Source organism: Streptomyces atroolivaceus (assembly GCF_000717025.1).
In the GTDB taxonomy this organism is placed as follows: domain Bacteria; phylum Actinomycetota; class Actinomycetes; order Streptomycetales; family Streptomycetaceae; genus Streptomyces; species Streptomyces atroolivaceus.
The window spans coordinates 284,469-311,284 of sequence record NZ_JNXG01000005.1; the positions used below are offsets into that span (position 1 = coordinate 284,469).

Annotated in this window: 28 protein-coding genes and 1 pseudogene; 18 read left to right on the forward strand and 11 right to left on the reverse strand. The window is 70.9% G+C overall.

Features of this window, described 5'->3' with window-relative positions:
- Positions 1–48: 48 nt before the first annotated feature.
- A complete protein-coding gene (locus tag OO67_RS14510; RefSeq protein WP_033300358.1) occupies positions 49–657 on the reverse strand; it encodes a TIGR03086 family metal-binding protein in 609 nt (202 codons plus the stop codon).
- A 133-nt stretch (positions 658–790) separates the two neighbouring features.
- On the opposite strand from OO67_RS14510, the gene OO67_RS14515 reads away from it, so the two are divergent.
- The 3 genes from OO67_RS14515 (at position 791) to OO67_RS14525 (ending at position 3,893) form a co-directional block, all read left to right on the forward strand.
- A complete protein-coding gene (locus tag OO67_RS14515; protein ID WP_033300360.1) occupies positions 791–1,768 on the forward strand; it encodes a fibronectin type III domain-containing protein in 978 nt (325 codons plus the stop codon).
- 87 nt (positions 1,769–1,855) lie between these two features.
- Positions 1,856–2,428: a QsdR family transcriptional regulator gene (locus tag OO67_RS14520; RefSeq protein WP_051709378.1), complete on the forward strand. Its 573-nt coding sequence runs from the start codon at positions 1,856–1,858 to the stop codon at positions 2,426–2,428.
- A 112-nt stretch (positions 2,429–2,540) separates the two neighbouring features.
- Positions 2,541–3,893 (forward strand): alpha/beta hydrolase, encoded by a 1,353-nt coding sequence (locus OO67_RS14525; protein ID WP_157841669.1) that lies wholly within the window; start codon positions 2,541–2,543, stop codon positions 3,891–3,893.
- A 194-nt stretch (positions 3,894–4,087) separates the two neighbouring features.
- Here OO67_RS14525 and OO67_RS14530 read toward each other — a convergent pair whose 3' ends face one another.
- Together OO67_RS14530 and OO67_RS14535 are read right to left on the reverse strand one after the other, a co-directional pair.
- Positions 4,088–4,750 carry a lysophospholipid acyltransferase family protein gene (locus tag OO67_RS14530; RefSeq protein WP_033300361.1) on the reverse strand — a complete coding sequence of 221 codons (663 nt, stop codon included), beginning with the start codon at positions 4,748–4,750 and terminating at the stop codon, positions 4,088–4,090.
- Positions 4,751–5,146: 396 nt separating this feature from the next.
- Complete coding sequence (locus OO67_RS14535) at positions 5,147–5,905, reverse strand: DeoR/GlpR family DNA-binding transcription regulator (RefSeq protein ID WP_033300363.1); 759 nt, start codon at positions 5,903–5,905, stop codon at positions 5,147–5,149.
- A gap of 48 nt (positions 5,906–5,953) precedes the next feature.
- On the opposite strand from OO67_RS14535, the gene OO67_RS14540 reads away from it, so the two are divergent.
- Positions 5,954–6,337 (forward strand): NUDIX hydrolase, encoded by a 384-nt coding sequence (locus OO67_RS14540; RefSeq protein ID WP_033300364.1) that lies wholly within the window; start codon positions 5,954–5,956, stop codon positions 6,335–6,337.
- Positions 6,334–7,011 (forward strand): NUDIX domain-containing protein, encoded by a 678-nt coding sequence (locus tag OO67_RS14545; RefSeq protein ID WP_033300365.1) that lies wholly within the window; start codon positions 6,334–6,336, stop codon positions 7,009–7,011. The genes OO67_RS14540 and OO67_RS14545 overlap by 4 nt, the downstream gene beginning before the upstream one ends.
- Before the next feature lie 39 nt (positions 7,012–7,050).
- Here OO67_RS14545 and OO67_RS14550 read toward each other — a convergent pair whose 3' ends face one another.
- Complete coding sequence (locus OO67_RS14550) at positions 7,051–7,770, reverse strand: DinB family protein (RefSeq protein ID WP_033300367.1); 720 nt, start codon at positions 7,768–7,770, stop codon at positions 7,051–7,053.
- Positions 7,771–7,991: 221 nt separating this feature from the next.
- Between OO67_RS14550 and OO67_RS14555 the strand changes: the two genes are divergently transcribed.
- Positions 7,992–8,345, forward strand: a complete 354-nt coding sequence (locus tag OO67_RS14555) for a hypothetical protein (RefSeq protein ID WP_033300368.1) — start codon at positions 7,992–7,994, stop codon at positions 8,343–8,345.
- A 211-nt stretch (positions 8,346–8,556) separates the two neighbouring features.
- On the opposite strand, the gene OO67_RS14560 is transcribed toward OO67_RS14555, so the two are convergent.
- The 3 genes from OO67_RS14560 to OO67_RS14570 all read right to left on the reverse strand — a co-directional run bounded on the left by OO67_RS14560 (position 8,557) and on the right by OO67_RS14570 (position 13,174).
- The gene (locus OO67_RS14560) at positions 8,557–10,299 is read right to left on the reverse strand and encodes an endo-1,4-beta-xylanase (protein WP_033300370.1); all 1,743 of its coding nucleotides are present in this window, start codon (positions 10,297–10,299) and stop codon (positions 8,557–8,559) included.
- A gap of 391 nt (positions 10,300–10,690) precedes the next feature.
- Positions 10,691–12,310 (reverse strand): malate synthase A, encoded by a 1,620-nt coding sequence (gene aceB, locus OO67_RS14565; protein ID WP_033300372.1) that lies wholly within the window; start codon positions 12,308–12,310, stop codon positions 10,691–10,693.
- 255 nt (positions 12,311–12,565) lie between these two features.
- Positions 12,566–13,174, reverse strand: coding sequence for a nucleotidyltransferase family protein (locus OO67_RS14570; RefSeq protein WP_051709381.1), 609 nt, complete (start codon positions 13,172–13,174; stop codon positions 12,566–12,568).
- A 203-nt stretch (positions 13,175–13,377) separates the two neighbouring features.
- On the opposite strand from OO67_RS14570, the gene OO67_RS14575 reads away from it, so the two are divergent.
- Complete coding sequence (locus OO67_RS14575; RefSeq protein ID WP_208861017.1) at positions 13,378–13,680, forward strand: DUF5955 family protein; 303 nt, start codon at positions 13,378–13,380, stop codon at positions 13,678–13,680.
- Positions 13,681–13,735: 55 nt separating this feature from the next.
- Here OO67_RS14575 and OO67_RS40455 read toward each other — a convergent pair whose 3' ends face one another.
- Together OO67_RS40455 and OO67_RS14580 are read right to left on the reverse strand one after the other, a co-directional pair.
- Complete coding sequence (locus OO67_RS40455; protein ID WP_279626896.1) at positions 13,736–13,864, reverse strand: hypothetical protein; 129 nt, start codon at positions 13,862–13,864, stop codon at positions 13,736–13,738.
- A gap of 117 nt (positions 13,865–13,981) precedes the next feature.
- Positions 13,982–14,785 carry an IclR family transcriptional regulator gene (locus tag OO67_RS14580; protein ID WP_033300377.1) on the reverse strand — a complete coding sequence of 268 codons (804 nt, stop codon included), beginning with the start codon at positions 14,783–14,785 and terminating at the stop codon, positions 13,982–13,984.
- 332 nt (positions 14,786–15,117) lie between these two features.
- Here OO67_RS14580 and allB point away from each other — a divergent pair, with 332 nt between their 5' ends.
- The 4 genes from allB (at position 15,118) to OO67_RS14600 (ending at position 18,755) form a co-directional block, all read left to right on the forward strand.
- Entirely contained in the window at positions 15,118–16,461 is a 1,344-nt protein-coding gene (gene allB, locus OO67_RS14585) for an allantoinase AllB (protein ID WP_033300378.1), read from the forward strand.
- Positions 16,462–16,463: 2 nt separating this feature from the next.
- Positions 16,464–17,582, forward strand: a complete 1,119-nt coding sequence (gene alc, locus OO67_RS14590) for an allantoicase (RefSeq protein WP_033300380.1) — start codon at positions 16,464–16,466, stop codon at positions 17,580–17,582.
- A gap of 95 nt (positions 17,583–17,677) precedes the next feature.
- Positions 17,678–18,205, forward strand: coding sequence for a DinB family protein (locus OO67_RS14595; RefSeq protein WP_033300447.1), 528 nt, complete (start codon positions 17,678–17,680; stop codon positions 18,203–18,205).
- A 220-nt stretch (positions 18,206–18,425) separates the two neighbouring features.
- Positions 18,426–18,755 (forward strand): putative quinol monooxygenase, encoded by a 330-nt coding sequence (locus tag OO67_RS14600; RefSeq protein WP_033300382.1) that lies wholly within the window; start codon positions 18,426–18,428, stop codon positions 18,753–18,755.
- A gap of 24 nt (positions 18,756–18,779) precedes the next feature.
- Here the strand turns inward: OO67_RS14600 and OO67_RS14605 are convergent, their stop codons facing one another.
- Positions 18,780–19,616 carry an aldo/keto reductase gene (locus OO67_RS14605; protein WP_033300384.1) on the reverse strand — a complete coding sequence of 279 codons (837 nt, stop codon included), beginning with the start codon at positions 19,614–19,616 and terminating at the stop codon, positions 18,780–18,782.
- A 192-nt stretch (positions 19,617–19,808) separates the two neighbouring features.
- Here OO67_RS14605 and OO67_RS14610 point away from each other — a divergent pair, with 192 nt between their 5' ends.
- Complete coding sequence (locus tag OO67_RS14610; protein ID WP_033300386.1) at positions 19,809–20,432, forward strand: dihydrofolate reductase family protein; 624 nt, start codon at positions 19,809–19,811, stop codon at positions 20,430–20,432.
- Positions 20,433–20,523: 91 nt separating this feature from the next.
- A complete protein-coding gene (locus OO67_RS14615) occupies positions 20,524–21,585 on the forward strand; it encodes a YihY/virulence factor BrkB family protein (RefSeq protein WP_033300387.1) in 1,062 nt (353 codons plus the stop codon).
- Between the two features lie 35 nt (positions 21,586–21,620).
- Here OO67_RS14615 and OO67_RS14620 read toward each other — a convergent pair whose 3' ends face one another.
- Entirely contained in the window at positions 21,621–22,265 is a 645-nt protein-coding gene (locus OO67_RS14620) for a TetR/AcrR family transcriptional regulator (protein WP_033300388.1), read from the reverse strand.
- 219 nt (positions 22,266–22,484) lie between these two features.
- Here OO67_RS14620 and OO67_RS14625 point away from each other — a divergent pair, with 219 nt between their 5' ends.
- The 5 genes and pseudogenes from OO67_RS14625 to OO67_RS14645 all read left to right on the forward strand — a co-directional run bounded on the left by OO67_RS14625 (position 22,485) and on the right by OO67_RS14645 (position 26,814).
- Positions 22,485–23,405: a DMT family transporter gene (locus OO67_RS14625; RefSeq protein WP_033300389.1), complete on the forward strand. Its 921-nt coding sequence runs from the start codon at positions 22,485–22,487 to the stop codon at positions 23,403–23,405.
- 449 nt (positions 23,406–23,854) lie between these two features.
- A pseudogene (locus OO67_RS39700) lies at positions 23,855–23,962 on the forward strand (DNA-binding response regulator); the annotation flags it as partial.
- Between the two features lie 36 nt (positions 23,963–23,998).
- Positions 23,999–25,171 carry a cytochrome P450 family protein gene (locus OO67_RS14635; protein WP_033300390.1) on the forward strand — a complete coding sequence of 391 codons (1,173 nt, stop codon included), beginning with the start codon at positions 23,999–24,001 and terminating at the stop codon, positions 25,169–25,171.
- 15 nt (positions 25,172–25,186) lie between these two features.
- Entirely contained in the window at positions 25,187–25,606 is a 420-nt protein-coding gene (locus OO67_RS14640; RefSeq protein ID WP_033300448.1) for a PaaI family thioesterase, read from the forward strand.
- An 11-nt stretch (positions 25,607–25,617) separates the two neighbouring features.
- Complete coding sequence (locus tag OO67_RS14645) at positions 25,618–26,814, forward strand: cytochrome P450 family protein (protein WP_033300391.1); 1,197 nt, start codon at positions 25,618–25,620, stop codon at positions 26,812–26,814.
- Positions 26,815–26,816: the final 2 nt, after the last annotated feature.

Genomic DNA, 26,816 nt, shown 5'->3' on the forward strand with positions numbered 1-26,816 from the left:
CGCGGCTCGGGTGGCCGCACCGCCCCGGTCCTTCGCCGACCGTGGCAGTCAGTCGCCCGGCTGCCAGTCGGGCCGGCGCCCGCTCAGCGCGATCACCCGGTCGGCGAGTGAGGCGTCGGCCGGGACGGGCACCGGTGGGCCGAAGATCGCGTCGGGGCCGGACCTGTCGTCGCCCTGGGGCGCCAGCATCGCCTCCGACGCGCGCAGACTCGGCTCGTCCGCCCGGAACTCCTGGCCCGTCGACCTGGCCAGGTCCCAGCCGTGCACGACGAGCTCGTTCCGGACGACCATTCCGGCGACCTGGCCGGGCAGCTCCACCCCGCCCGCCTGAGTCATCCCCTCCAGCGCGGCCGGCGACCGCCAGGCGGCGACCAACTCGTCCAGCAGGGGCGGCATCGCCGACCGCCAGTCGGCGGGCAGCACCGGCAGGGCGGACGTCGGGGAGGTCCCGGTCGTCGGGCCGGACTTCTTGTGCGCGGCGTCGCGGAAGGCGGCGGTCAGCCCCAGCAGGTGCCCGAGCAACTCCCGTACCGAGTAGTCGGGACAGGGCGTCGGGCCGGTCAGCTGCCGGTCGTCGATGGAGGCGATGAGTTCACGGATCTGCCGCGCCGCGGGTTCGAGATCGATTCCGGGTGCGGTTTCGTTGTGCGTTTCCATACTCTTTCAGACCGCTTCCGGGCCCGGAACTCATCGCGGACATTGCGGAACGTTCCGATCCGCCCTCTTGTCGGCAGCCCCATCCGCATGGCATATAGGTCTGGACCATTGCTGTCGGAGGGAAGGCATCACCGTGCACCGCCCCCACGCACGCGCCGCGTCGGCCTGTTCCGCCGCGCTGCTCCTCGCCGCGCTCACCGCCTGCGGCGGACCCGCCGAAGCGGACACCGAGAACCCGACGGCCCCCGAGGGGGTGACGGCACAGGCGGGCAGCGCCACCTCCGTACACGTCATGTGGGAGCGGGCCTCCGACGACGAGGGCGTCGTCGGCTACGACGTGTACCGCGAGGGGAAGAAGGCCGCCTCGGTGGACGCGGCGAAGCTGATGACCGACATCGAGGGCCTGACCGCTTCCACGGTCCACACCTTCACCGTGAGGGCCCGCGACGCAGCGGGGAACCTCTCCGCCCCGAGCGCCGCGACCCCCGTCACCACGCCCGCCACCGCACCCACCGACGTGAAAGCGCCGACCGGACCGTCGGAGCTGCGGGGCGAGGCGGACAGCGGCCGGACGGTCACGCTGTCCTGGGGCGGATCCACGGATGACGTCGGGGTGACCTCGTACGACATCTACCAGGAGGACTCCCGGATCCACAGCGTCTCCGGCACGCGGACCACGGCCCGGCTCACCGGGCTGCGGCCCGGCACCGTCTACACCTTCACCGTCCGCGCCCGCGACGCCGCCGACCGCTCCTCACCGGACAGCAACGCCGTCGACCTCACCACACCGTCCGCGCCGGGCGATCCCGCGAGCACGGCGCCGACCGGGCTGCGGACGAAGACGACGGCGCAGGGCGAGGAATTTCTGGTCGACCTCTCCTGGGACCAGCCGGACACCGGCGGCACCATCCCCGCGTACCAGCTCTTCCTGAACGGAAAGCTGACCACCACGATCGTCTGGGGCGGCACACCGCCCGCGGGCCGTGCGATCTACCGGCTCACCCTGACCGACCCGCCCGGCACCCGCTACTCGCTGAAGATCCGGCCCAAGCTCCCCGACGGGAAGTGGGGCGACTTCTCGGCCCAGCGCACGGTGGTCCTCCCCGGCTGACGGGCGACCGCTCGTCCTCGACGGCTCCCGCGCGCTAAGGTACCGGGCCCGGTGGCGGTGCCGGGGGCGGCGGAGGAGGCAGTCGGCATGCCAGGTGCGCGGGCGTCCCGCCGTGTGGTGACCAGAGGCCATGTCGTGCACCGCGCCTGCCGTTTCTTCCTCCGGCACGGCACGGTGGACATGGGTGCGCTCGCCCAGGACCTGGCGGTGAGCCGGGCGACGCTCTACCGCGTGGTGGGCAGCCGGGACGCGCTCATGGCCGACGTGCTGTGGGACCTGGCGGAACACATCCTGGACCGGGCCCGGCGCCGGCGTACCCGGGGCGGGGTGGACGGGGTCCTGGAGATCACCCGCTACTTCGTCACCGCGCTGCGCGCCTCTGCCCCCTTCGAGGCCTTCCTGCGCGCTGAACCCGAGACGGCACGGCGGCTGCTGACCGGCGGATGCGTACACCGGCGGGCCGTCCTGGCCCAGCGGAGCATCCTGCTGGAAGCGGAGGAGCGAGACCGTCTCTGGTCCGGTTCCGGCATCGACGATCTGGCCTACCTCTATGTCAGGGTCGTCGAATCGGCTCTGTACGCCGAGCTGCTGAGCAGCCGTCGGCCGGACTTCGCCCTCGCGGAGCGCACTGCCCGGGCCCTGCTCCGGCAAACCCTCTGAACGTCGTCGGGCGCGAGCTGAGACCGCTGTCTCACTCTCGGTCCGGCGTCTGGTGGGGGCGCGGGAACCGGCCGTAGCTTCCGACTCCGACGACGGCAACTCGGAGGACTCGATGACCGCTTCCCAGCCGGGCCGGACCGGCCGGACCACGCTGCTCGCTGTGTTCCTGGCGCTCGTCGGAGCACTCGCCGCGCTCACCGCCCCGACACAGGCGGCGGCAAGCGTTCCGCGCGCCACCGTCAACCCCGTGATCTTCGTGCACGGTCAGGAGGGATCGGCCCAGCAGTGGCAGTCCCAGGCCAAGCGGTTCTCCAGCAACGGCTACCGCGACGAACTGCTGTACGTCCACGAGTACGACACCTCCGTCGCGACCGACGACCACGCGATCGCCGGGCTGGAGCAACTGGTCGACTCCGTCCGCGCACGCACGGGTTCGGAGAAGGTCGACATCCTCGCCCACTCACGTGGCACGCGCGTGCTGCACGCGTACCTCGCCGTGCCGGAGCGTGCGGCGGAAGTCGCCAAGTACGTGAACCTGGACGGCCGTACGGCGACCGCGCCGCCCGGCGGGGTGCCCACCCTCGCCATCTGGAGCAGCCTGCAGCCGAACGGGGCGATCGGAGGTGCGCTCAACGTCCACGAGCCGCAGGCGGGACACACGGAGAGCGCGACGTCCGCCGAGAGCTTCGCCCACATCTACGCGTTCCTGCGCGGCAGGGCCCCGCTCACCACCCGGGTGCTGCCCGAGGCGTCCCTCTCCGTGGAGATCGCCGGCCGAGCCGTGCACTTCCCGCAGAACAGAGGGCTCGCGGGCCGCCTCGAGGTATGGAGACTGGACCCCGGCACCGGCGCCCGGGCCGGCCTGCTCCCGCAGCACGTCGTCCGGGTCGGCGCGGACGGTGCCTTCGGCCCGCTCGGGGTGAGCGGACGCGGCCACTACGAGCTGGCGTTCGTCCGCTCGGGAGAGCGAACCAACCACTTCTACTTCGAACCGTTCGAGCGCAGCGACCGCTTCGTGCGGCTGCTCGTCTCCCCTCCGGGAGGCGTGGCGGACTCCATAGACGCCTGCACCGGGCACACGGCGCTCACCATTGTCCGCGCACGCGAGTGGCGGGCCGGCACAGCGGACGACGACCGGCTCCGTATCGGCGGAACCGACGTCCTCAACCCTGCGGTCTCTCCTCAACTCCGGCAGATTCTCGGTCTGTTCGCCTTCGACAAGGGATGTGACGGAGTCAGCCACCTCGACGCGGCGCTACCACCCTTCGACCGTGTCCCGTTCCTGACGGCAACCGACCTCTCCCTCCCGGCCGGCGATCCGGCCCGCGGGACGATCCCCGTCACGCAGACGATGCGCGGGACCGGAGGGGTGGAAGAAACCATCGCGGTGGCGAACTGGCCCTCCGACCGCCACACCGTGTCCCTGCTCTTCAAGGACTACGTGGACATCCCGTCCGGAGGCTGAGCCGGAGGCCGTACGACGGTGCGCTGTTCCCGGACCGCACGGCCCGGGGACGGTGCACCGCACGGGGCTCGGACGCGTACCGTCGCGACCCATCGGGGATCCGCCGGGGCGAGGACCCGAAGAGGGCGGTCGCGAGCCGGCGCGGCGGGGCTCCCGCTGTGCCGCGGCTCTGCCCCTGCCAGGCGGAACGCTCCTCAGGCGGCGAGTGCGGCGGGTTCTCCGAGCTGTGCGGCGGCCGTACGCCAGGCGGCCGTCACCGCTGTGCGGGCCTGCTCGGTCAGTTCGGCACCGTCTGCTGTCGGCCGGAGTGGTTCTCCCACGTGCACGTGAAGTCCAGGGCGGCGCAGCGGTGCTGTGGCCAGGCCCGCGAGCTGCTTGGTCACGCTTCCCGAGGTGACCCGACGGGCGCCGGCCTGCCCGACGGGCACCACCGGAGCCCCGGTTCGCCGGACGAGCCGGGACAAGCCGCTGCGAAAGGCCCCGGGTGCTGCTTCTGCGGCGTCCGGCCGGTACGCAATGCCGCCCTCGGCGTATATGAGGACCAGGCGTCCGCACTCGAGCGCTTCGGCGGCCCGGTCCAGGGAGTCCGCCGCACGCCGGTCGCCCCGGTGGACGGGGATGTGCCCTTCGCGGGTGAGCGCGCGGCCGAGCACCGGGACGCGCCACAGCCCGGCGGCCGCCATGACGACCGGGTGAACTCCCAGGCGGTGCAGGGCGGCGAGCACGATGGCGGGGTCCGCGAGGGAGGTGTGGTTCGCGACGACGACGCTGCCGGGGGCGAGTTCGACGCCCGCGTCGGCCGTGACCGTGAGGCGGCCGACGGCGGGCACCAGGACGTCGGCGAAACGGCTGAGCATGTCCGGTCTCCTGAGCTCGAGGATGCTGATCCCCATCGTCGGCGGTGGGGAGACCCCGAGCCTGAGTAGGCGCACTCATCTTTCGTGGCCCGGTGCCCACGAGCGGACAGGGCCCGCCCACTCGGGCAGGGGCAAGGCCCTTGTCCGTACGCGAGGACGCGAGGGCGCGTCGGCGGACGCCGCTGCGGGAGGGTGGTGGACCCAGCCGACCCGGCATGCACCTCGCGCTCGTGGAACACCGCCGGGCAGCTGACGAAGAGGGCGTGCCCGAAGACCGTTCGTACGGATCATCAGGCTGTCCAGGGAGCCGGTGGGCCAGCCATGCCGTTCTGCGGGTGTCGGCGACGGCACGGACGAGGATGTCCGGCGGACACCCCCTTGGCCGTCAGACCGTCGTCAGCCCGCCGTAAGGACCTCCACGCCGATCGCGTTGATCTGCTCGACGACCGCGTCGTCGCGGGCGGCGTCGGTGATCAGTCCGCTGACCTTCTCCCAGGGCAGTACGCGGAACCGCGAAGCCGTGCCGAGCTTCTCGGAGGAGGCGAGGATGTAGGTGTCCGCGGCCCGCTCCGACAACGCGCGCTTCATCGCCGCCTCCTCGGAGTCGGCGGTGGTCAGTCCCGCCTCGGGGTGCACCCCGGTGACGCCGAGCAGGCAGAGGTCGGCGGAGACGTTCTGCGCGGCCTCGACCGCTGCGGCACCGCAGGCGACGGCCGAGTGCTTGAAGATGCGGCCCCCGAGCAGGAAGAGCTCCGCCTGCGGATGGTCGAGCAGGGCCGCCGCGACCGTAGGGCTGTGGGTGATCACCGTGCAGGCGAGATCCTGCGGGAGCGCGCGGGCGACCGCGAGGGCGGTGGTTCCGCCGTCGAGAATGAGCGCACCGCCCGGCCGCACCAGCCCGGCGGCCACCGAAGCGACCTTCCGTTTGCCGTCCGGGGCCACGGCCTGCCGGGCGGCATAGCCGGCCACCGCCGGCGAAACGGGCAGCGCGCCGCCGTACACCCGCTGGCACAGTCCCTCGGCGGCGAGATCGCGCAGATCGCGCCGCACGCTGTCCTCGGAGATCCCCAGTCCGGCGGCGACGTCCTTGGCGACGATCTTGCCCTCGCGGGCGAGCAGACCGAGCAGGTGGTCGCGCCGTTCAGCAGCCAGCATGCACATTATCTCCTGTTCTTGCGCGTTTTTGCATGTACGGTAGCGCACGTGAACGACAAGCCCAAGCTCATCCTGATCGCCGGCCCTTACCGCTCCGGCACCGACGGCGACCCGCAGGCGATGGCCGCCAACCTCGCCCGCCTCGAAGCCGCCGTCTGGCCGGTCTTCGCCGCCGGCCACCTCCCCGTGATCGGTGAGTGGATCGCCCTGCCCGTCCTGCGCTCAGCCGGCGCGGGCCCCACCGAACCCCTCGCCGACCAGGTGCTCTACCCGACCGCGGACCGTCTCCTCGCGCATTGCGACGCCGTACTGCGCCTTCCCGGCGATTCGGCCGGAGCCGACCAGGACGTCGCCACCGCCCGCGGTCGCGGCCTGCCCGTCTACTACGACACAGCCGAGATCCCCCGCCTCACCCCGCAGGAGAGCGTGTGACAGGCCGCCCCGGCATCGACACCCCCGACCATCGCGGCCGTACCGGCCTCGACCAGGCCGGACGCGGCCTGGACCGCAACCCCGATGTCGTGATCCGCGACGTCGAGCTCACCTCCCAGGGCTGGCACGTCCTGAGGCGCACCACCTTGGACTACCGCCGGCGCGACGGGCGCTGGGACACCCAGCAGCGTGAGACCTACGACCGCGGCAACGGCGCCGTGGTCCTGCCTTACGACGTCGAACGCGGCCTCGTCCTGCTCACCCGCCAGTTCCGGTACCCGGCCTACGTCAACGGCCACCCCGACGGCATGCTCATCGAAGCGGCGGCAGGGCTGCTCGACGCGGACGACCCGTCCGCCGCCGTCCGGCGTGAGAGCGCCGAGGAGCTCGGCGTCACCCTGGGCCCGCTCACACGCGTGCTCGATGCGTACATGAGCCCCGGTTCCGTCACCGAATGCCTCCACTTCTTCGCGGCCCCCTACACCCCGGCCGACCGGACCGGTGACGGCGGCGGACTGGAGGAGGAGGGTGAGGACATCGAGGTGATCGAACTGCCGTTCGCCGAGGCCCTCGCCATGACCCGTGACGGACGCATCGCCGATGGCAAGACCGTCCTGCTCCTGCAATGGGCGGCTCTGGACGGCCCTTTCGCCCGCGCGGCGCACGGCGGTTGACGACGCCGGTCCGGATGCGCCCTCTCCGGAGACGAGGCTTCAGGCGGGCGTGGTGAGACGCGCCCGCCGCAGGTCGCGGAGCAACGCGATCTCGGCCATGTGGTGGATGAATTCGAGGTTGGCCCCCGCCAGTACGGTGGCGAACGGGTCGCCGGGGTCCGAGCCGTACGGGTACTGCGAGAAGCCGACTGTGTCGAGCTGCTCGTCCGTGATGGCGGCGACGCCGTCGCGCCAGCGGTCGATCAGTGCCCAGAAACGGTCGAGCGCCAGGGCGGCGGAGGGGGTGAAGTCGACCAGGAGATTCGGATCCTGACGGCGCTCACCGAAGGTCCACTCCCATTGGCCGGCGAAGCAGGAGTGCAGGTGTCCCAGCCGCCACGCGATGGTGGTGACCGGCGTCGCGTCGGGCTCCGGCGTACCGGTGTGGGCGAGGACCTCTTCGACCCGCTCGGTGCTCACGCTCCAGTCCTCGGCGATCTTGGCGACCGTCATGCCGTCTGCGGCCTGCCGTGCGATCTCGGCGTACTCGTTCGCCGGGATGTCCGGGGCGCCCTTGTCGAGCACCCACTCGCCCGGCCCGTACGCCCGGGGCGTCACGGCCTCGCCCCGACGCCGTACGGACCAGCAACCAGCCACCGGCTCCCACAGGTACTCCTCGTCGCGGAGCCCCGTCAGTCGCACCTGGGCCATCTCTCGGGCCTGGTCGAACTGGCCGAGCAGCAGTCCCAGCCGGTCGGTCCGTACACCCTCGGTCTCCACGACTGGCTCCATTCGGTCGAGTCACGCACGTCACTGTGCTCAGCGGAAGGTAAGGGTTCGCCTCGTGGGGCGCCACCGATTTCGCCGCCCATGGGGCATCGCGGCACCGCAGGGCCGGTGCGTCAGTAGAAATGAACGTGTTCAATGATGGTCTTCATGGCCGGTCGCGCCGCAATGGCGGCTGACCGCACCGCAGATGCCATGCCGAGAGGACCGTAACGATGAGACGTACCCGCTGTCGCCGTGCCGCCCGGATCGGGGCCGTCGCGTACGTCGCCGCGACGGCGGTCGGCGGGCTCCTCGCCGGCGCCCACGGCCCCTCTCCCCTGGACGGGTTGTTGTTCGGGCTGTCCCAGCCCGGGTTGAACGTCCTGTACGTCTTCGTTCTCATGCCGCTCGCCGTCGTGTTCGACGGCGGCGGGGGAGCGGGCGACGGGGGTGCGGGCAGTCTCGCTCTCGCGTGCGGGCTGGGGGCGGCTGTGAACGTCCTGCTGCTGCGCACTGTTGTGTGCTTCGCCCGCGCGGTCCGCGCCGACCTCCCAGCATGCCGGAAGCGCCGCACCCCGGCGCGGTAACTTGATGCCCGAGGCCTGGAAGTAGTGCGTTCTGTCGAACGGGGCGATGTCCGCGTCAATCCAGTGAAGTCCCCGAGCTGACCTCGAGGTGGTCGGGCGTGCGGCAGGCTGGCCGGAGTGAATCGCGGCGACATCTCTTCGTCGCCGGACTCGGCAAGAACTGCACGGCGCCGACTGGACAGACTGTGGCCACGGCCGGATCCGTGATTCCTCACGCCTCGTCAAAGGCCTCGAGCAAACGCTCGTACGCCAGCTTCGGCCGCAGGGCCGCGTCCCACGGCAGGGAATCGGCCGTGCGCGGAGGATAGATCTTGGTGTCGGCGGTGGAACCGTACCGGTCGGTGAATCCCCATGTGGAGAATGATGTGCAGTTCGGCTCCTCCAGGCAGACCCGCAGCTTGCCCGCCATCTCATCAGCCTGGGTCTGCCGCCCGTCCTCCTCGTCCTCACCTATGGGGACGTCCATCTCCGACACCCGCGCCTGGACCCCGAGCTCCGCCAGATCCCGCACATGGCTGCGGAAGGTCTCCGGGTCGGTGCGGTCGCCGGCTGCGTACTCATGGTTCTGGAAACCCACGCCGTCGATCGGTACGCCGCGTTCCTTGAGCCGCTTGACCAGATCGTAAAGGGCGTCCCACCGCTCGCCTTCCTCCTCGACCCCGTACTCGTTGAGGAACAACCGTGCCTTCGGATCGGCCCGGTGGGCGGCCCTGAAGGCCTCGTCGATGTACTCCTCGCCCATGGCCTCGAACCACGGGCTCTGCTCGGAGCGCAGACCGAGATCCCCGTTGGTGTAGCTCTTCCCGTCGTCGGACATGGGCTCGTTGACCACATCCCATTCCGCGACTTCTCCCTTGAAGTGCCCGGCGACCATGGCGATGTGCCGGAGCATGGTCCGGCGCACCTCCTCGGGGTCGTCGTTCTCCCGCATCCAGTTGGGCAGAGCCTCGTGCCAGACGAGGGTGTGCGCGTGCACCTTCATGTCGTTTGCGCGGGCGAAGCGTACGAGTAGGTCCGCGTCGCGGAAGTCGTGGACGCCCCGGCGTGGGTGGAGGAACTGTGGCTTGAACGCGTTCTCCGGAGTGAGCATGGAGAACTGGCTCCCCGCGAGCGCCCGGTAGCGTGAGTCGGTGAGTAGCGGGTTCTCGGCCAGGGCGGTGCCGACGTCGAACGGCCGCCCCACGTCTGCGGCCCGCGCACGCAGCGAGTCGTCGGACTGCTCCTGGCGTAGCTGCGGCGCCTTGATCACGCGGAGCGAGTCACCGCTCTCTGCCCGCGCGATCAGCTGCGTCAGACGCCATCCCTCGCGGCGCTCGTCTTCGCCCGCGTCAGCCTCCAGACCGAACCAGACAGTGCCCTCGGCGAACACCCCCGGGTCCTGCACGGTTCCCAGCCGCCGCCCGTCGGCCTTCACGCGGAATGTGTCACCGATGCTCGAGACGGCGAGCGTCACCGTCCCGGAGCAGCCGCAGTCGAAATCCTCGGAGGTGGCCGGCTCATCGCCCTCGCCGTCCCATATCTGTACCTTCACTTGTCCGTCGGCGGTCACACCGACGCGGAGTGAGGGCCGCTCCTGCCGCCACTCGTCGTAGATGACCGGTACCCGTCCGTACAGCCGCAGCCATGAGTCGCCGTCATCGTCACCCACACCGGACATGCGCGCGGTGACGGTGAAGTCGCCATCGGACCTGAGATGCGGGCCGGCCAGGTTCAGCGGGGGGTTGGGCTGGCCGCCGGAGGAGTCCTGCTCCACGATGTGCCGATCCGATGCGCTGACCCGCAGGATGTCGTTCCGCGCGGTGGTGCCCGGCATCTGCGTCCAGTCGTGGTTCCGCAGCAGGTCTTCGTCGTTTCCGCCGCCCGCGCCTTCGCCCTGCCCCGTACACCCGGCCGCCACCGCCATGACGAGCACCACGGCGGTCAGTCGCTGCCACGTCCCCCCACCAAGGGCCACGGTCCCTCCCACTCTCTTGTTCGAGCGAGACCAACGTCTCGCGTCCCAGCTCGTGTGGCGGAGCGGGACCGGACCGTTGCGGCCTGCGCGGAAGGCGCATCAAACCCGCGTGTGTCAGCGAACTTCAGGGTATCAACGGAGACGGTACGCAGGTACGCTCACGGTTCGCCGACCGGCGGATGGTGGGACGGGCGGACGAGCCGCGGCCGCCGCCACACGTCAGAAGTGGTACGCCGGCGGCCAGGTTCGCCGACCTCGAGGGTGCTCAGGCAGTCCTGGAGGAGCGGGTCAGATCTGTCGGCCTGACGCCTTCCTGAAGCCGATCGCATCGCGGCATACGCAGCCCCCCGGTGCCGACGGCACCGGGGGGCGGTCGACCGCGCGAGAGGTGTCAGCCCAGCTGCTCGTACGCCGGCAGCGTCAGGAAGTCCGCGTAGTCCTGGTCGAGCGAGACCTGGAGCAGCAGGTCGTGGGCCTGCTGCCACTTGCCGGACTCGAAGGCATCGTCACCGATCTCCGCCCGGATCGCGGCCAGTTCCTCGGCGGCGACCTTGCGCGCCAGGTCCGCCGTGGCGTGCTCGCCGTTCTCGAACACGACGTCCGCGTTGATCCACTGCCAGATCTGCGAGCGCGAGATCTCGGCGGTGGCCGCGTCCTCCATCAGGTTGAAGATGGCGACCGCGCCCATGCCCCGCAGCCACGCCTCGATGTAGCGGATGCCGACCGCGACCGCGTTGCGCAGGCCGTCGTACGAAGGCTTCGCGTCCAGCGTGTCGATGGCGATCAGGTCACCCGCCGCCACCGAGACGTCCTCGCGGAGGCGGTCCTTCTGGTTCGGCCTGTCACCGAGGACGGCGTCGAAGGAGGCCATCGCGATCGGGACCAGGTCCGGGTGGGCCACCCAGGAGCCGTCGAAGCCGTCGCCGGCCTCACGGTCCTTGTCGGCCTTGACCTTCTCGAAGGCGACCTTGTTGACCTCGGCGTCGCGCCGCGAGGGGATGAAGGCCGCCATACCGCCGATGGCGTGCGCGCCGCGCTTGTGGCAGGTGCGGACCAGGAGTTCGGTGTACGCCCGCATGAACGGGGCGGTCATCGTGACCAGGTTGCGGTCCGGCAGGACGAACTTCGAGCCGCCGTCACGGAAGTTCTTGACGATGGAGAAGAGGTAGTCCCAGCGGCCCGCGTTCAGCCCGGAGGCGTGGTCGCGGAGCTCGTAGAGGATCTCCTCCATCTCGTACGCCGCGGTGATCGTCTCGATCAGGACCGTGGCGCGGACCGTTCCCTGCGGGATGCCGACGTAGTCCTGGGCGAAGACGAAGATGTCGTTCCAGAGGCGGGCCTCCAGGTGCGACTCCGTCTTCGGCAGGTAGAAGTACGGGCCCTTGCCGAGGTCGATCAGGCGCTGCGCGTTGTGGAAGAAGTAGAGGCCGAAGTCGACCAGCGCGCCGGGCACCGGGGTGCCGTCGAGCTGGAGGTGGCGCTCGTTCAGGTGCCAGCCGCGCGGGCGCGTGACGACCGTGGCGAGCTCCTCGGCGGGCTTGAGTGCGTACGACTTGCCCGACTTCGGGTCGGTGAAGTCGATGTTCCGGGTGTAGGCGTCGATCAGGTTGAGCTGGCCGGTGATCACGTTCTCCCACGTGGGGGCGGACGCGTCCTCGAAGTCGGCGAGCCAGACCTTGGCGCCCGAGTTCAGGGCGTTGATGGTCATCTTGCGGTCGGTCGGGCCGGTGATCTCCACCCGGCGGTCGTCCAGTGCGGCCGGAGCCGGGGCGACCTTCCACGTGTCGTCCGCGCGCACCGCTTCCGTCTCGGGCAGGAAGTCCAGCGTGGACGTGCGGGCGATCTCGGTGCGGCGCTCGCCCCGGCGGGCGAGCAGCTCGTCACGCCGGGGCGTGAACCGCCGGTGCAGCTCGGCCACGAACGCGAGGGCCGCATCGGTCAGGACCTCGTCCTGCCTCGGCAGGGGCTCGGCATCGACGATGGCCAGCGGGGACGGCGCTGGTGCGGACATGAGCTGTCACTCCTTCAGCGGGTGGTGCGGCGGCATCCCACGGCCGCCGGGTCGCCCAGGGCGGCACGGGGTGCCAGGGCTCCGAGATACGGCCATGGGTACCGCCGGGGACCGGAAGCGGAACCATGGGCTTCTGATCAGTGGATATTAGTTTCCTCATGGTGGAAGTTCAATGGTTTGTTGATGTCGAGATTCTCCGGGTCGACAGACGCGCCGTGCATGGTGGCTCGGCGTGCCAGGTCCGACACGGTCCGTTCACTCCAGGTGCGTCAGGTCCTCCGCCGTGTCGATGTCGTACGCCTGAGCCACATCGGAACACTCGACGAGCGTGATCGCACCGCGGTGCGCCCGCAGGTACGCGCGTGCCCCCTGGTCGCCGACCGCAACCGACGAGAAGACGTCCGTCCACCGGTCGGCCCCGAACAGCACGGGATGGCCTCGCTCCCCGTCGTACGCGGCGGCCGCCAGGGTCGTCCGGGAGCGGTACGCCGAGCGGACGCGGGCCACCGCCTCGGCCCCGATGCCCGGCTGATCGACCAGGAACACGAGAGCCGCGTCCGCGTCCGAACCGGCGAGGGCGCCCAGCCCCGCCCGGAGCGAGGAGCCCATCCCCTCCTCCCACGACGGGTTCTCGGTCACCGTGCACGCGGAGAGGTCTGCCAGGGCCCGCACCTCTTGTGCCGCCGCGCCCAGGACGACGTGGACAGGTCCGCACCCGCCGTTGCGCAGCGCCCGCACCGCGTGCTCGACCAGGGGGCGGCCGCGGTGTTCCAGGAGTGCCTTGGGCCTGCCACCGAGGCGCCGGCCGCCGCCGGCAGCGAGCAGTACCCCGGCGACCACGGGGATCCGTTGTGTGTGAGACATGCCCCCTGGATACCACTGCGTCGTGCGTACCGGCGGAAAGGGCGTCACCCCTCAGGAGTACCCTCATTCCTCGTCCGCACGGTGGCGCACGCGACCTTTTGTGGCGTTAACTTGACGATGTCCCCAGGCACTTGACCGCCCGCCGGGGACAGGCCGACACACGGGCACGACGACGTGCGAGGGGGAGTGCTTTGTTGCGAAGCGTGGGGCAGGAGCGGTTGACCGGGAGCGGCGAGGACCCGAGGGTGACGGAGCTGCGTACGGCGGTCTCCCGGCTCCGCCGTGAACTGGCGGGACACCCCGCCGAGTTTCCGGACCGGGGCATCGCCGAGGACGAGCTGGCCGCGCTCGACAGCATGGCCGTCAGCGGCAGGCCCGAGATCCCCCGGCTGCGCCGTTCGCTGTTGCTGGTCGCGGGGGCGATCGGCTCGGTCAGCGCGCTGGCGCCCGGGCTGCGGGAGGTGCGGATGGCGGTCGACCTGTTCGGGGAGCCGCCGCGCGGGTGAGGCCGGACGTGTGGGGCAGGGGGCGCCGCCCGGGGGAGCGGAAGCGACGGTCCGGTCAACGGCGGATCAGGCGGCGCGCGGTCGCCCCGGCCGCCGCCGACGTGCGTGAGTCCACGCGGCCCTCGATCTGCTGGCCGGTCTGACCGACCCCGGAGCGCTCGACGGCCCGGTCACGGTGACCCATGACCGGGCGCACCTCGACCGGGTGGCCGGGACGGTGAGCGTGGAGGACGGGCGGACGACGTCCGCCCCGGCCTGAGGGCGCGTCGGATCGAGGAGAGGCCCGTGGGCGCGCCCGGCGTCAGCCCGCCTGGCCGGTGCTGCTCGCCAGGGCTTCGGAGAGCTCCTTCGCGATCTGCTGCAGGATCGGCACGATCCGCTCGGTCGCCGTCTCCGTCACCCGGCCCGCGGGCCCGGAGATGGAGATGGCGGCCGAGGTGGGGGAGTCCGGTACCGAGACCGCGAGGCAGCGGACCCCGATCTCCTGCTCGTTGTCGTCCACCGCGTAACCCGCCCTCCGCACCTGTTCCAGCGCGTCGAGGAAGCCGTCCGGCGTGGTGATCGTCTTCTCGGTGGCCGCAGGCATTCCCGTACGGGCCAGCAGGGCGCGCACCTCGTCCGCCGGGGTGTGCGCGAGGAGGGCCTTGCCGACGCCGGTGGAGTGGGGAAGGACCCGCCGGCCGACCTCGGTGAACATCCGCATCGAGTGCTTCGAGGGCACCTGGGCGACGTACACGATCTCGTCCCCGTCGAGCAGTGCCATGTTCGCCGTCTCGCCGGTCTCCTCGACCAGCCGCTGGAGGTACGGCCGCGCCCAGGTGCCCAGCAGTCGGGACGCCGACTCGCCCAGGCGGATCAGGCGCGGGCCCAGTGCGTAACGCCGGTTGGGCTGCTGGCGTACGTAACCGCACACGACCAGGGTGCGCATCAGCCGGTGGATGGTGGGGAGGGGGAGCCCGCTGCTCGCGGAGAGCTCGCTGAGCCCGACCTCGCCCCCGGCGTCCGCCATGCGCTCCAGCAGATCGAAGGCGCGCTCGAGGGACTGCACGCCGCCCGTGGGACCGGCGGGTTTGGAGTCGGATGTGCTGGCGTGGGACGGCGGCACGTCAACGGTCCTTTCGAAGCGGAGGGCAAGGCAGCAGCCTACCGGGCTGTTCCCGATCGGCCCACTGCTCCCGGTGCGGCGTCCTTGCCGGTCAGGGCCTGTTTTGTCCCGGTGTCGGCGTTCCGGGCCGCCTTCGGCGCGGAACGCGGTGGTGCCGCTCCTGGCCCATTCTACGTTCCGCCTGTCGAAAATGAACTTTTACTTCGTGGAAATCTCCAAGGGGGGTCGTCGACGGTCCACTGGCCGCCGCGAGAGGGGGGCGGGTCTTGACGGGCCGCTCCCCCGAGTGAAGACTCCTTCAACAAATCGTTGAATCTGCATGAGGAGCACAGGTGTCCGGTGTGGACGTGAAGCTGGTACTCCGCTCGACGCGCGTCGTCACCCCCGAGGGCACTCGCGCCGCAGCGGTCCTCGTCGCCGGCGGGGAGATCGAGGCGGTCCTGCCGTACGACTCCGAGGTGCCCGGTGGTGCCCGCGTGGAGGACTTCGGTGACGACGTCCTGCTGCCGGGGCTCGTCGACACCCATGTCCACGTGAACGACCCCGGCCGCACCGAGTGGGAAGGCTTCTGGACCGCCACCCGCGCCGCGGCGGCCGGTGGCATCACGACCCTGCTCGACATGCCGCTCAACTCACTCCCGCCGACCACCACGGTCGAGCACCTTCGCGTGAAGCAGCGGGTGGCCGCCCCCAAGGCGCACATCGACACCGGCTTCTGGGGCGGTGCGATCCCCTCCAACACCAAGGACCTGCGCCCGCTGTACGAGGCCGGCGTCTTCGGCTTCAAGTGCTTCCTCTCGCCCTCCGGCGTCGAGGAGTTCCCCGAGCTGGACCAGGAGCAGCTGGCCCGCTCCATGGCCGAGATCGCGGGCCTCGGCGGCCTGCTGATCGTGCACGCCGAGGATCCCCACCACCTGGCCGACGCCCCGCAGCGGAGCGGGGAGAAGTACGCCGACTTCCTGGCCTCCCGCCCCCGCGACGCGGAGAACGCCGCCATCGAGGGCCTCATCGCGCACGCCAAGCGGCTGAACGCCCGCGTCCACGTCCTTCACCTCTCCTCCAGCGACGCCCTGCCGCTGATCGCCGCGGCCAAGCGCGAGGGCGTACGCGTCACCGTGGAGTCGTGCCCGCACTTCCTCACCCTGACCGCCGAGGAAGTCCCCGACGGAGCGACGGAGTTCAAGTGCTGTCCGCCCATCCGGGAGGCCGCCAACCAGGACGCGCTCTGGGCCGGGCTCGCCGACGGCACCATCGACTGCGTCGTCTCCGACCACTCGCCCTGCACCACGGACCTCAAGACCCCCGACTTCGCGTCCGCCTGGGGCGGGATCTCCTCGCTCCAGCTCGGACTGCCCGCCATCTGGACCGAGGCGCGCCGGCGTGGTCACACCCTCGACGACGTCGTCCGCTGGATGTCGGCCGCCCCCGCCGGACTCGCCGGCCTCACCCGCAAGGGCGCCATCGAAGCCGGACGGGACGCGGACTTCGCCGTACTCGCCCCCGACGAGACCTTCACCGTCGACCCGGCCGGGCTCTTCCACCGCAACCAGGTCACCGCCTATGCCGGGAAGACCCTGTACGGCGTCGTCAGGTCCACCTGGCTGCGCGGCACGCGGATCGCCGCCGACGGCGTACTCGCCGAACCCACCGGCCGGCTCCTCGAGAGGAACCAGTGACCATGACGGCCGTACCGCACTTCACCGGCGACGCGAGCCCGTACGGAGGAGGCGACCCGTACGCCGACTACCGGACCGCGGACTTCCCCTTCACCCACCTCGTGGACCTCGCCGACCGGCGTCTCGGCGCCGGTGTCATCGCCGCCAACGACGAGTTCTTCGCCGAGCGCGAGAACCTGCTGAAACCGGAGCCCGCCGAGTTCGACCCCGAGCGCTTCGGCCACAAGGGCAAGATCATGGACGGCTGGGAGACCCGCCGCCGGCGTGGCACGAGCGCCGCCGAACCGCACCCCGCCGACGAGGACCACGACTGGGCCCTCGTGCGCCTCGGCGCTGCTGGTGTGGTGCGCGGGCTGATCGTCGACACCGCGCACTTCCGTGGCAACTACCCGCAGTCGGTCTCCGTCGAGGCCACCTCGCTGCCCGGCTCCCCGTCGCCCGAGGACCTCCTCGCGCCCGACGTGAAGTGGACAACCCTCGTTCCCCGTACGGCCGTCGGCGGCCACGCGGCGAACGGCTTCACGGTCGACGCCGGGCAGCGCTTCACACATCTGAGGGTCAACCAGCACCCCGACGGCGGCATAGCCCGCCTGCGCGTCCACGGTGAGGTCGCGCCCGACCCGGCATGGCTGGCCGCACTCGGCACGTTCGACCTGGTCGCCCTGGAGAACGGCGGCGAGGTCGAGGACGCCTCCGACCGCTTCTACTCCCCGGCCACCAACACCATCGCGCCGGGCCGCTCCCGCAAGATGGACGACGGCTGGGAGACCCGCCGTCGGCGCGACAAGGGGAACGACTGGATCCGCTACCGGCTGGCCGAGCAGTCGGAGATCCGGGCGGTCGAGATCGACACCGCCTGTCTCAAGGGCAACGCGGCGGGCTGGGCAGCGATCTCGGTCAGCGACGGCGCGGACGGCGAACGGACGGAGATTCTGCCCCGCACCCGGCTCCAGCCCGACACCAACCACCGCTTCGTCCTGCCGGGGCCCGTGCGCGGCACGCACGTCCGGATCGACATCTTCCCGGACGGCGGGATCTCCCGGCTGCGGCTCTTCGGCTCGCTGACCGGCGAGGGCGCGGCGCGGCTGGCAGCCCGCCACGAGGAGCTCGGCGGACAGTGACCTGAGGCCGGGGGCCGCACGGTGTGCGTCAATCCTCCGGCCACGCCGGAGGATATACGGTGGCGAGGTGGCTCGCGGCAGTGCAGGGTCGATTCATGACATGGACAGCGCCATCGATCGAGCGCACCACGCAGTTGGGCGCCTTGGGTACCGTGACTGAACGTCAGATGCTGGAGGGCTGGCTGGGCTGGCACCGGGAAACGCTGCTGGCCAAGTGCGCCGGGCTCGAGCCCGCCCAACTGGCGCGGACGACCGTGGAACCGTCGCCCCTCACTCTCCTCGGACTGGTCCGGCACATGGCGGAGATGGAGCGATGGTGGTTCCGGCGGAGCCTCGCGGGTGAGGCTGTCGGTGATGTCTTCACCGGCCCGGCGGACGGCGACGAGGGATTCAAGGGAGTGGACGCAGCCGATGCGGAGCGGGACTTCGGACTCTTCAGGGCCGAGATCGGAGCGTGCGACCTGGTGGCCGCCGGGCGTGGCCTCGACGAGACCTTCGTGTCCGCTCCCGGGGTCTCCCTCAGTCTGCGCTTCGTCTACGTGTTGATGATCCAGGAGTACGCCCGTCACAACGGCCACGCCGACTTCCTTCGTGAGCGGACCGACGGGGTGACGGGTGACTGAGCTCCCTCCTCGGCCCGGCCCGGCAGCGATCCCCGGCAGCGGTGCCGGGAAACACCGCCGGCGGGGCGCGGGTCCGAATGATCACGGACCTCCCCACGCTCGGTGATCACGAAGCCCCCGCGCACCGTGTGGGGGCCGCGGGAGGGTGTGCCGGTTCATGCCCGGCCTGTAGGGATATGGGACCCTGGTCGGGATGTCGCCGCCCCGACCAGGAGTCGCCATGATCTTCATCGCCGTCAAGTTCACCGTGCGTACCGCAGAGCGGGACAACTGGCTGCCGGCTGTCGAGGACTTCACCCTCGCCACCCGCCAGGAGCCGGGCAACCTCTTCTTCGACTGGTCCTACAGCGTCGAGAACCCGGACCAGTTCATCCTGCTCGAGGCGTTCGCCTCGCAGGAGGCGGGCGTGGCGCACGTGAACTCCGAGCACTTCAAGGCCGCGATCGACACCATGTCGGAGCTCGTCAGCGAGGTCCCGGAGATCATCAACGTCGAGGTCCCCGGGGACGACTGGTCCCGGATGTCGGAGGTCACCCCGCGCAACCGGTGACCGCCGCCGTGATCCACGGCGCCGTCAGAACTCCTCGTGCGTGTCGGGGTCCCCTCCGAAGCGGTGCGACGGCCGGGCTCCGATACGGTCCAGCTCCTGCTGGGTCAGCTCGAAGCCGAACAGGCCGAGATTCTCCCGCTGCCGCCCGGGGTCGGCGGACTTCGGGATCGGCACCGCCCCCAGCTGGGTGTGCCACCGCAGCACGACCTGGCCCGGGGTCACCCCGTGGGCCTCGGCGGCGGCGATCACCTCCGGGGCCTCCAGCACCTGACGTCCCCGGGCCAGCGGACTCCAGCTCTCCGTGACGATGCCCTTCGCGTCGTGCACCGCCCGCAGGTCCTCCTGGGGGAGCAGGGGATGCATCTCGATCTGGTTCACCACGGGCAGCACCCCCGTCTCCCGCTCCAGCCGGTCCAAGTGCTCCGCCGTGAAATTGGAGACGCCGATGGAGCGCACGAGGCCGTCCTCGCGGAGCTTGATCATGGCCTTCCAGGTGTCGACGTACCTGTCCACCCGGGGCAGTGGCCAGTGGATGAGATACAGGTCGACGTACTCCAGCCCCAGCTTGCTCCGGGACTCCTCGAAGGAGGCCAGTGTCTCCTCGTACCCGTGGTGGCGGCCGGGCACCTTGGTGGTCACGAGGATTTCCCGCCGCGGCACTCCGGAGCGGGCGATCCCGCGGCCGGTGCCGGTCTCGTTCCGGTAGTTCAGCGCGGTGTCCACGAGCCGGTAACCGAGCTGCAGCGCACCGGCGACAGCCTTCTCGGCAGCCTCGTCGTCGAGCGGCCAGGTACCGAGGCCCACCGCGGGGATGGTGCTGCCGTCGTGGAGGTTGCGGACCGGAGGCGGTGTCTGGCTCATGGTCTCCCGTTTCGTTCGCTGACCGTCCTTGCCAGCGTAGAACGGGTTCTCGGCGTCCGTCGTGCAGCACGGCGGAGGGCGGTCACCGGGCGCACCGGTGAATCCGGGGCGAAAGTGGGGTCGCAACAGGTGGAAGCACCACGACTGCCGGGGTCCCTCACCCGAGGCGCCGGGGCAGGAAGGAGCAGGACCATGGCGAAGCTGACTCTCACCACGTTCGTGTCCCTCGACGGCGTGATGCAGGCACCCGGAGGCCCCGACGAGGACACCACGGGCGGGTTCGAGTACGGCGGATGGCTGGTGCCCTTCGCGGACGAAGGCATGGGGAACTTCATGGACGAGGTCTTCGACCGATCGGGCGCCTTTCTCCTCGGACGGCGTACCTACGACATCTTCTCCGCCTACTGGCCCCAGGTCACCGACCCGCAGGACCCCATCGCCTCACGCCTCAACACCCTGCCCAAGCACGTCGTCTCCACCACCCTCACCGACCCGGTGTGGGAGAACACCACGGTGGTCGCGGGCGATGTGCCCGCCGAGGTCGCCGGGCTCAAGGAGCGGACGGCCGAGGGTGAGCTGCAGATCCACGGAAGCGGCACACTCGCGCAGTCCCTCATGGCCCATGACCTGATCGACGAGGTCAACCTCCTGGTGTACCCGGTCTACCTGGGCAGCGGCAGGCGGCTGTTCCCGGACGGAGGGCAGCCGACGGCCTTCGAGCTGACCGGTGCCCGGACCACCGGGAGCGGCATCGCGATCCACACCTACCGGCCCGCGGGACGTGCGCGGTTCGGGACGTTCGACCCCGAGGTGTGACAGGAGCCGGGCAGCGGGGGGTTCGCCCATCCAGATGTGCGAACCGGTCGTAAGGTCGCGTATCGGGCGTTCCTGCGGTTGTCTTCTCCTCATGTCGCATGAACATCGGAATCAGGACGGCCCGGACGCCGGTGGGGGCAGGGCGGGTGCCGGTCCGGACCCGCAGGTGGAGCGGGACGCACCCGACACGCCCACGAAGGTCGGCAGGGCGTCGTGGGGGGCGGTGCTGAGACGCACGCTGAAGGAGTTCAAGCGGGATGAGCTCGCCGACCGGGCGGCAGCGCTGACCTACTACGGAATCCTGGCCCTGTTCCCGGCCCTGCTGGTCCTCGTCTCGCTGCTCGGTATCGCGGGCGAGTCGGCCACGCAGACCGTCCTGGACAACATCCGGAAACTGGCCCCGGGCGCGGCGCGTGACGTCCTCGGCAACGCGGTGAAGCAGCTGCAGTCCAGCAGTGGGACCGGCTGGGTGATGGCGATCGTGGGTCTGGCGGCGGCCCTGTGGTCGGCCTCGGGCTACGTGGCCGCGTTCATGCGGACCTCCAACGTCGTGTACGACCTGCCCGAGGGCCGCCCGGCCTGGAAGGTGCTCCCGGTCCGCGTCGGACTGACTCTGGTGCTGATGGTGCTGGCCTGTGTGAGCGCGCTGATCGTCGTGCTGTCGGGCGGACTCGCCAGCCGGCTCGGCACCGCGCTGGGTGTCGGCGACACGGCCATGACCGTCTGGTCGATCGCGAAATGGCCCGTCCTGGTCGTGCTGGTGACCGTCATGCTGGCGATCCTGTACTGGGCGGCGCCCAACGCCAAGGGCCGGGGCTTCAAGTTCGTGTCGCTGGGAAGTCTGCTGGCGCTGCTCATCTGGATGGCCGTCTCGGCCGTGTTCGCCGTCTACGTCGCCAACTTCAGCTCGTACAACAAGACCTACGGCGCTCTGGCAGGAGTGATCATCTTTCTGGTCTGGCTGTGGATCACGAACCTGGCGGTCCTGCTCGGGCTCGAATTCGATGCGGAGACGGCCCGGGAGCGGGCCGTCATCGGCGGTCATCCGCACCTGGAGGAGCCGTACGTCACTCCCCGGGACACCAGCAAGTGGACCGACCAGGACCGCCGGGCCATGGGCGACACCGGACCTTCGGACCCGCGCTCCGACTGAGGGGCGGGCCGCCTGTCTCCGGGGCGGCGCCTCTCTCAGGGGACGGCCGGCAGTACGGCAGGGTCGGGCGCCGCGGCGTGCAGCCGGCCGAGGATGGCCCGCGCCGCCTTGGTGTAGCCGGGGTTGTTGTTGTGCAGGACCGACTCGGCGTTGGCCAGTTCCATGAACGCGATGAGCTCGAAGGCCAGTTGCGAGACGTCCGTGTCCGCGGCGAGTTCACCCCGCGCCCTGGCCTCCTCGACGGTCTCCTCCACGAAGGTGACCCAGCCCGTCTGCGTGGAGGCCAGCGCGTCGTGCACCTTGCCCTCCCTGGAGTCGAACTCGGCGATGGTCGCGTAGAAGAAACAGCCACCGCTGAACACCCGGCGCTGCGAGTAGGAGAGCCAGCTCTCGCACATCCGCCAGACGCGTCCCAGACCGGGCGGTGCCGCCCGGGTCGGTGTCAGCACGTGTTCCACGAAGATGGCCACGGCGGCGCGGACGGTGGCGAGCTGCAGCTCCTCCTTCGAGCCGAACAGTGCGAACACACCGCTCTTGCTCAGCTTCAGCTCCGTGGCCAGCCGGCCGAGCGACAGGCCCTCCAGCCCCTCGGTCGAGGCGACGTGGACCGCGCGCCCCAGCACCAGCTGCCTGGTCTGGTTCCCCCGCTCGACCCGTCCGTCCAGCCGCGCTCCACCCATGTGCCAACTCCGTGTGTCCGAGCGTCCCAAGACCGACATTCTAGGAGGAGCCGGTACCGGCGGGAGACCGCTTCGTCCCGTGACGACCCCTGCGAACAGGTGGCCGAGTCGCCCTGTGGACAGAGGTTCCCGAAGGGCCCGGCCGTTCGGTACGGTGACCGCTCCCGTGTGAGCCGGCGAGGTCTCCACATCGCTTCTGTGGAGAACCAGGAGAGCCACGTGTCCTCTGCCGTCCTGCCCGCCCTCGCACCGCCCCGCCGTGCGTGGGTCACCGACCTGCCGCTCCTGCTGGTCGCCGCCGTCTGGGGTGCCAGCTACCTCGCGGCCAAGGGCATCACCACGACGCACACCGTGATCGCCGTCCTGGTGCTCCGCTTCGCGATCGTCCTGCCGGCCCTGGCCGTCGCCGGGTGGCGCGGACTGCGGGCGCTGAGCGGCCCCCAGTGGCGGGGCGCCGGCCTGCTGGGGCTCGTGCTCAGCGGGATCTTCCTGCTGGAGACGTACGGCGTCGTGCACACCTCGGCGACCAACGCGGGGCTCATCATCAGCCTCACGATGATCTTCACCCCGCTGGCCGAGGCGGCCGTGAGCCGGGTCCGGCCACCTGCGGGCTTCCTCGCGGCCGCCGGCCTCTCCGTCGCCGGTGTGGTGCTGCTGACGCAGGGCGGTGGCTTCACCAGCCCCTCGACGGGCGATCTCCTGATGCTGCTCGCGGCTCTCGCGCGTACGGTCCACGTCCTGGCCATGGCCCGCATCAAGGCGGTCCAGGACGCCGACTCGCTCTCCCTGACCACGGTGCAGCTGGGCAGCGCGGTCGCCGTCTTCGCCGTCCTGGCCGCCGTCCCCGGGACCGGGGCGGCGCCGTGGACGGTGGCGGCGGACTTCGGCGCGGGCGAGTGGGCCGGGCTGCTCTTCCTGTCCGTCTTCTGCACGCTGTTCGCGTTCTTCGTGCAGATGTGGTCGGTACGCCGTACCTCGCCGTCCCGGGTCAGCCTGCTGCTCGGCACGGAGCCGCTCTGGGCCGCCGCGGTGGGCATCGCCCTCGGGGGCGAGCGCCTGGGCGTGACGGGCGTGCTGGGCGCGGTGCTCGTCCTGACGGGCACCGCGTGGGGGCGCCGCCGCGCCGACGTCACGTCCTGATCGAGTCCGCCGCGACCCTCACGGCACCGCCCGTCACGACCAGCACGAGGTTCACGAAGAGCCCGTGGTCGTCGAGGAAGTCCAGCTTCGCCACCACGGCCCACAGCCTGAACCAGCCCGTCCACTCACAGCAGCCCCGCGGCGCCCTGCGCGAACACGACGAACCCGCCCGTCTCCACGCATTTCTTCATGCGCCGAGCCTGGCGCGGACCGGCTCGCGCTCGCGTCGGCCACCGGTCTGCGGGGCGACTACGGAAGTCGTGGATCGTGAGACTCTGGCATCCCTCTTCCCGCGCAAGGCCAGGCAGCGCCTTCCCGCTGCGTAGATCTGTCGATATGACCCGCACGGAGTACCCCTGGCTGCTGCCCTCGGTGCTGCACGGCCACGAGGTGCCCGGCCACCGGGGGAGACCGCGCCGGACCGTACGGGACCGGGTCGTCGACATCACCGGATCCTCGCCGGACCCGGGCTCAACAACCGTGTCCAGATCGCCCTGTTGGTGCATGACGCGGGTCTCCTCCATGAGGACGAGGACGGGACACGAGGCGCCACCTAGGCTGAACCGGTCAGACCGGAGAATGGGGGCGGGACGATGTCCGTGGTCGATCTGCGCGGGGCGCGGGACTTCAGTGCGAATCCTTATCCGTACTACGCGGAGCTGCGCGCCGAGGGGCCGGTGCACCCGGTCCGTACCGACGAGTTCGAGCGGGTCTGGATGATCGTCGGGTACGAGGAGGCCCGATCGGCCCTCGCGGACCAGCGGTTCAGCAAGGACTGGCGGACGACGGAGGCCTGGTCGGCGTCGAGCAACCCGATCAACGCCAACATGCTGGAGATGGACGCCCCCCACCACACCCGGCTGCGCGGACTCGTCGCGCGCGAGTTCACCGCCCGGCGGATCGAGGCGCTGCGCCCGCGGGTCGAGCAGATCACCGCCGACCTGCTCGACGCGATGGTTCCGGCCGGGAGCGCCGACCTCATCGACGCGTTCGCCTTCCCGTTGCCCATGACCGTGATCTGCGAACTCCTGGGCGTACCCGACATCGACCGGGACGCCTTCCGTCTCCTCTCCAACGCCATCGTGGCGCCCGTCTCGTCCGAGAAGGAGGGCGAGGCGGTCCGCGCGATGGGCGCCTACCTGGAGGAACTGACCGAGGACAAGCGGTGCGCCCCCGGCGACGACCTGATGAGCGCCCTGATCCAGGCACGTGACGACGAGGGCGGCCGGCTGTCGCCCGACGAGCTGATCGGCATGGCCTTCCTGCTCCTGGTGGCGGGGCACGAGACGACGGTGAACCTCATCGCCAACGGCGTACGCGCCCTGCTCGACCACCCGGATCAGCTGGCCCTGCTCCGCGCCCGGCCGGAGCTGACCGACGGCGCGGTCGAGGAGATGCTCCGCTACGACGGGCCGGTCGGGACGGCCACCTTCCGCTTCACCCGTGAGCCCGTCGCGATCGGCCGGGTGGTCATCCCGCAGGGCGAGGCGGTCCTGGTCGCCCTCGGCTCCGGGGACCGCGACCCCGGCCGCTATCCGGATCCGGACACCTTCGACATCCGGCGCGAGGCGCAGGGTCACCTGGCCTTCGGGCACGGCGTCCACTTCTGCCTGGGCGCTCCGCTGGCCAGGATGGAGGGCCGCATCGCCATCCGGGCACTGCTGGACCGCTGCCCCGGCCTGGTGCGCGACCCGGACGGCGGGGAGCCCGACTGGCTGCCCGGGATGCTGCTCCGGGGAGTCCGCCGTCTGCCGGTGCGCTGGTGATGTGGGATGACGTCCATGACCGAACTCTCCTTCCACATGGCCCAGCAGGTCCTCGACAGCCAGCCGTTCAGCGCTCTCGTCGGCGCGCGGATCACGGAGTTCGGGGACGGCGCGGCCGTCCTCGAAGTCGACGTGCGCGAGGAGCTCACCCAGCAGAACGGGTTCCTGCACGGCGGAGTGCTGTCCTACGCGGCCGACAACGCGCTGACCTTCGCCGCGGGGACGACTCTCGGCGCCGCCGTCCTGACCGGCGGCTTCTCCATCCAGTACGTCCGTCCGGCGGGCGGACGTACGCTGATCGCCCGCGCCGCCGTCGTCCACACGGGCCGCAGACAGGCCGTCGTACGCTGCGATCTGTACACCGCGGACGACGAGAGGGCCGAGAGACTCTGCGCGGTGGCCCAGGGGACCGTTCTCTCGGCACTGCCGACCTGAAGGGAACCACGGTGACCACGGAAGCCCTGCTCGACCTCGGTGCACTCGGCGACGACTTCATCCGCGACCCGTATCCCGTCTACGCGCGCTTACGCGCACGCGGGCCGGTGCACCGGGTCCGCATCCCGGAGGGCGCGCAGGCCTGGCTCGTCGTCGGGTACGAGGCGGGGAGGGCGCTCCTCGCCGACCAGCGGCTCTCCAAGGACTGGCGCAGGGCGTCGCCCGCGCTGGGGGTCCGCAAGGTCTCCGTGGGGACGTCCATGCTGGGCTCGGACGCCCCGGACCACACCCGGCTGCGCAGGCTCGTGACCCGGGAGTTCACCCCACGCCGCATGGAACGGCTCGCCCCGCGTGTCCAGGAGATGACGGACGCACTCCTCGACTCGATGACCGGCGGTCCCGGCCGGAGCGCCGACCTGGTCCAGGCGCTGTCGTCACCTCTGCCGATGGCCGTCATCTGCGAACTGCTGGGTGTACCGTCCCTGGACCGGCAGGTGTTCCGCGCATGGTCCGAGACCGCTGTGTCGTCCCTGGACGCAGAGGCGCGCGCCCGGGCCACCGCCGCCATGACGGGGTACCTGGCGGAGCTGGTCGCGGAGAAGCGCGCGGCCCCGGGGGACGACCTGATGAGCGCGTTGATCCACACGTCGGACGACGACGGTGATCAGCTCTCCGCCGACGAACTCCTGGGAATGGCCTGGCTGCTGCTCGTCGCCGGACACGAGACCACGGTCAACCTCATCTCCAACGGCGTCCTGAGCCTGCTGACCCATCCCGGTCAACTGGCGGCTCTGCGCTCCGACTTCGGGCTCATCGACAACGCGGTCGAGGAGACGCTCCGTTACGAGGGCCCCGTCGAGACCCCTACGTACCGTTTCACCACCGAGCCGCTCGACGTCTCGGGCACGGTGATCCCCGGCGGCGGCGAGCTCGTCCTGGTCGCGATGGCCGACTGCGACCGTGACCCCGCCCGTTACCCGGACGCCGACCGGTTCGACATCACGCGGGACGCCCGCGGGCACGTCGCCTTCGGGCACGGCATCCACTACTGCCTGGGGGCGCCACTGGCCCGAATCGAGGCCCGCATCGCTGTCCGGTCGCTCCTGGAGCGCTGCCCGGGGCTGCGGCTCGACACGGATCCGGCTCGGCTGTCCTGGCGCACCGGCATGCTGATCCGGGGGCCGCAGAGCTTGCCGGTGGCCTGGTAGCG

Bases quoted from the DNA above. Each gene is read 5' to 3' on its own strand.
- OO67_RS14510 (WP_033300358.1), bottom strand. From the start codon at position 657: ATGGAAACGCACAACGAAACCGCACCCGGAATCGATCTCGAACCCGCG.
- OO67_RS14520 (WP_051709378.1), top strand. From the start codon at position 1,856: ATGCCAGGTGCGCGGGCGTCCCGCCGTGTGGTGACCAGAGGCCATGTC.
- OO67_RS14525 (WP_157841669.1), top strand. From the start codon at position 2,541: ATGACCGCTTCCCAGCCGGGCCGGACCGGCCGGACCACGCTGCTCGCT.
- OO67_RS14530 (WP_033300361.1), bottom strand. From the start codon at position 4,750: ATGCTCAGCCGTTTCGCCGACGTCCTGGTGCCCGCCGTCGGCCGCCTC.
- OO67_RS14535 (WP_033300363.1), bottom strand. From the start codon at position 5,905: ATGCTGGCTGCTGAACGGCGCGACCACCTGCTCGGTCTGCTCGCCCGC.
- OO67_RS14555 (WP_033300368.1), top strand. From the start codon at position 7,992: ATGAGACGTACCCGCTGTCGCCGTGCCGCCCGGATCGGGGCCGTCGCG.
- aceB (WP_033300372.1), bottom strand. From the start codon at position 12,310: ATGTCCGCACCAGCGCCGTCCCCGCTGGCCATCGTCGATGCCGAGCCC.
- OO67_RS14570 (WP_051709381.1), bottom strand. From the start codon at position 13,174: ATGTCTCACACACAACGGATCCCCGTGGTCGCCGGGGTACTGCTCGCT.
- OO67_RS40455 (WP_279626896.1), bottom strand. From the start codon at position 13,864: ATGGGTCACCGTGACCGGGCCGTCGAGCGCTCCGGGGTCGGTCAGACC.
- alc (WP_033300380.1), top strand. From the start codon at position 16,464: ATGACGGCCGTACCGCACTTCACCGGCGACGCGAGCCCGTACGGAGGA.
- OO67_RS14595 (WP_033300447.1), top strand. From the start codon at position 17,678: ATGACATGGACAGCGCCATCGATCGAGCGCACCACGCAGTTGGGCGCC.
- OO67_RS14600 (WP_033300382.1), top strand. From the start codon at position 18,426: ATGATCTTCATCGCCGTCAAGTTCACCGTGCGTACCGCAGAGCGGGAC.
- OO67_RS14605 (WP_033300384.1), bottom strand. From the start codon at position 19,616: ATGAGCCAGACACCGCCTCCGGTCCGCAACCTCCACGACGGCAGCACC.
- OO67_RS14610 (WP_033300386.1), top strand. From the start codon at position 19,809: ATGGCGAAGCTGACTCTCACCACGTTCGTGTCCCTCGACGGCGTGATG.
- OO67_RS14615 (WP_033300387.1), top strand. From the start codon at position 20,524: ATGTCGCATGAACATCGGAATCAGGACGGCCCGGACGCCGGTGGGGGC.
- OO67_RS14620 (WP_033300388.1), bottom strand. From the start codon at position 22,265: ATGGGTGGAGCGCGGCTGGACGGACGGGTCGAGCGGGGGAACCAGACC.
- OO67_RS14635 (WP_033300390.1), top strand. From the start codon at position 23,999: ATGTCCGTGGTCGATCTGCGCGGGGCGCGGGACTTCAGTGCGAATCCT.
- OO67_RS14640 (WP_033300448.1), top strand. From the start codon at position 25,187: ATGACCGAACTCTCCTTCCACATGGCCCAGCAGGTCCTCGACAGCCAG.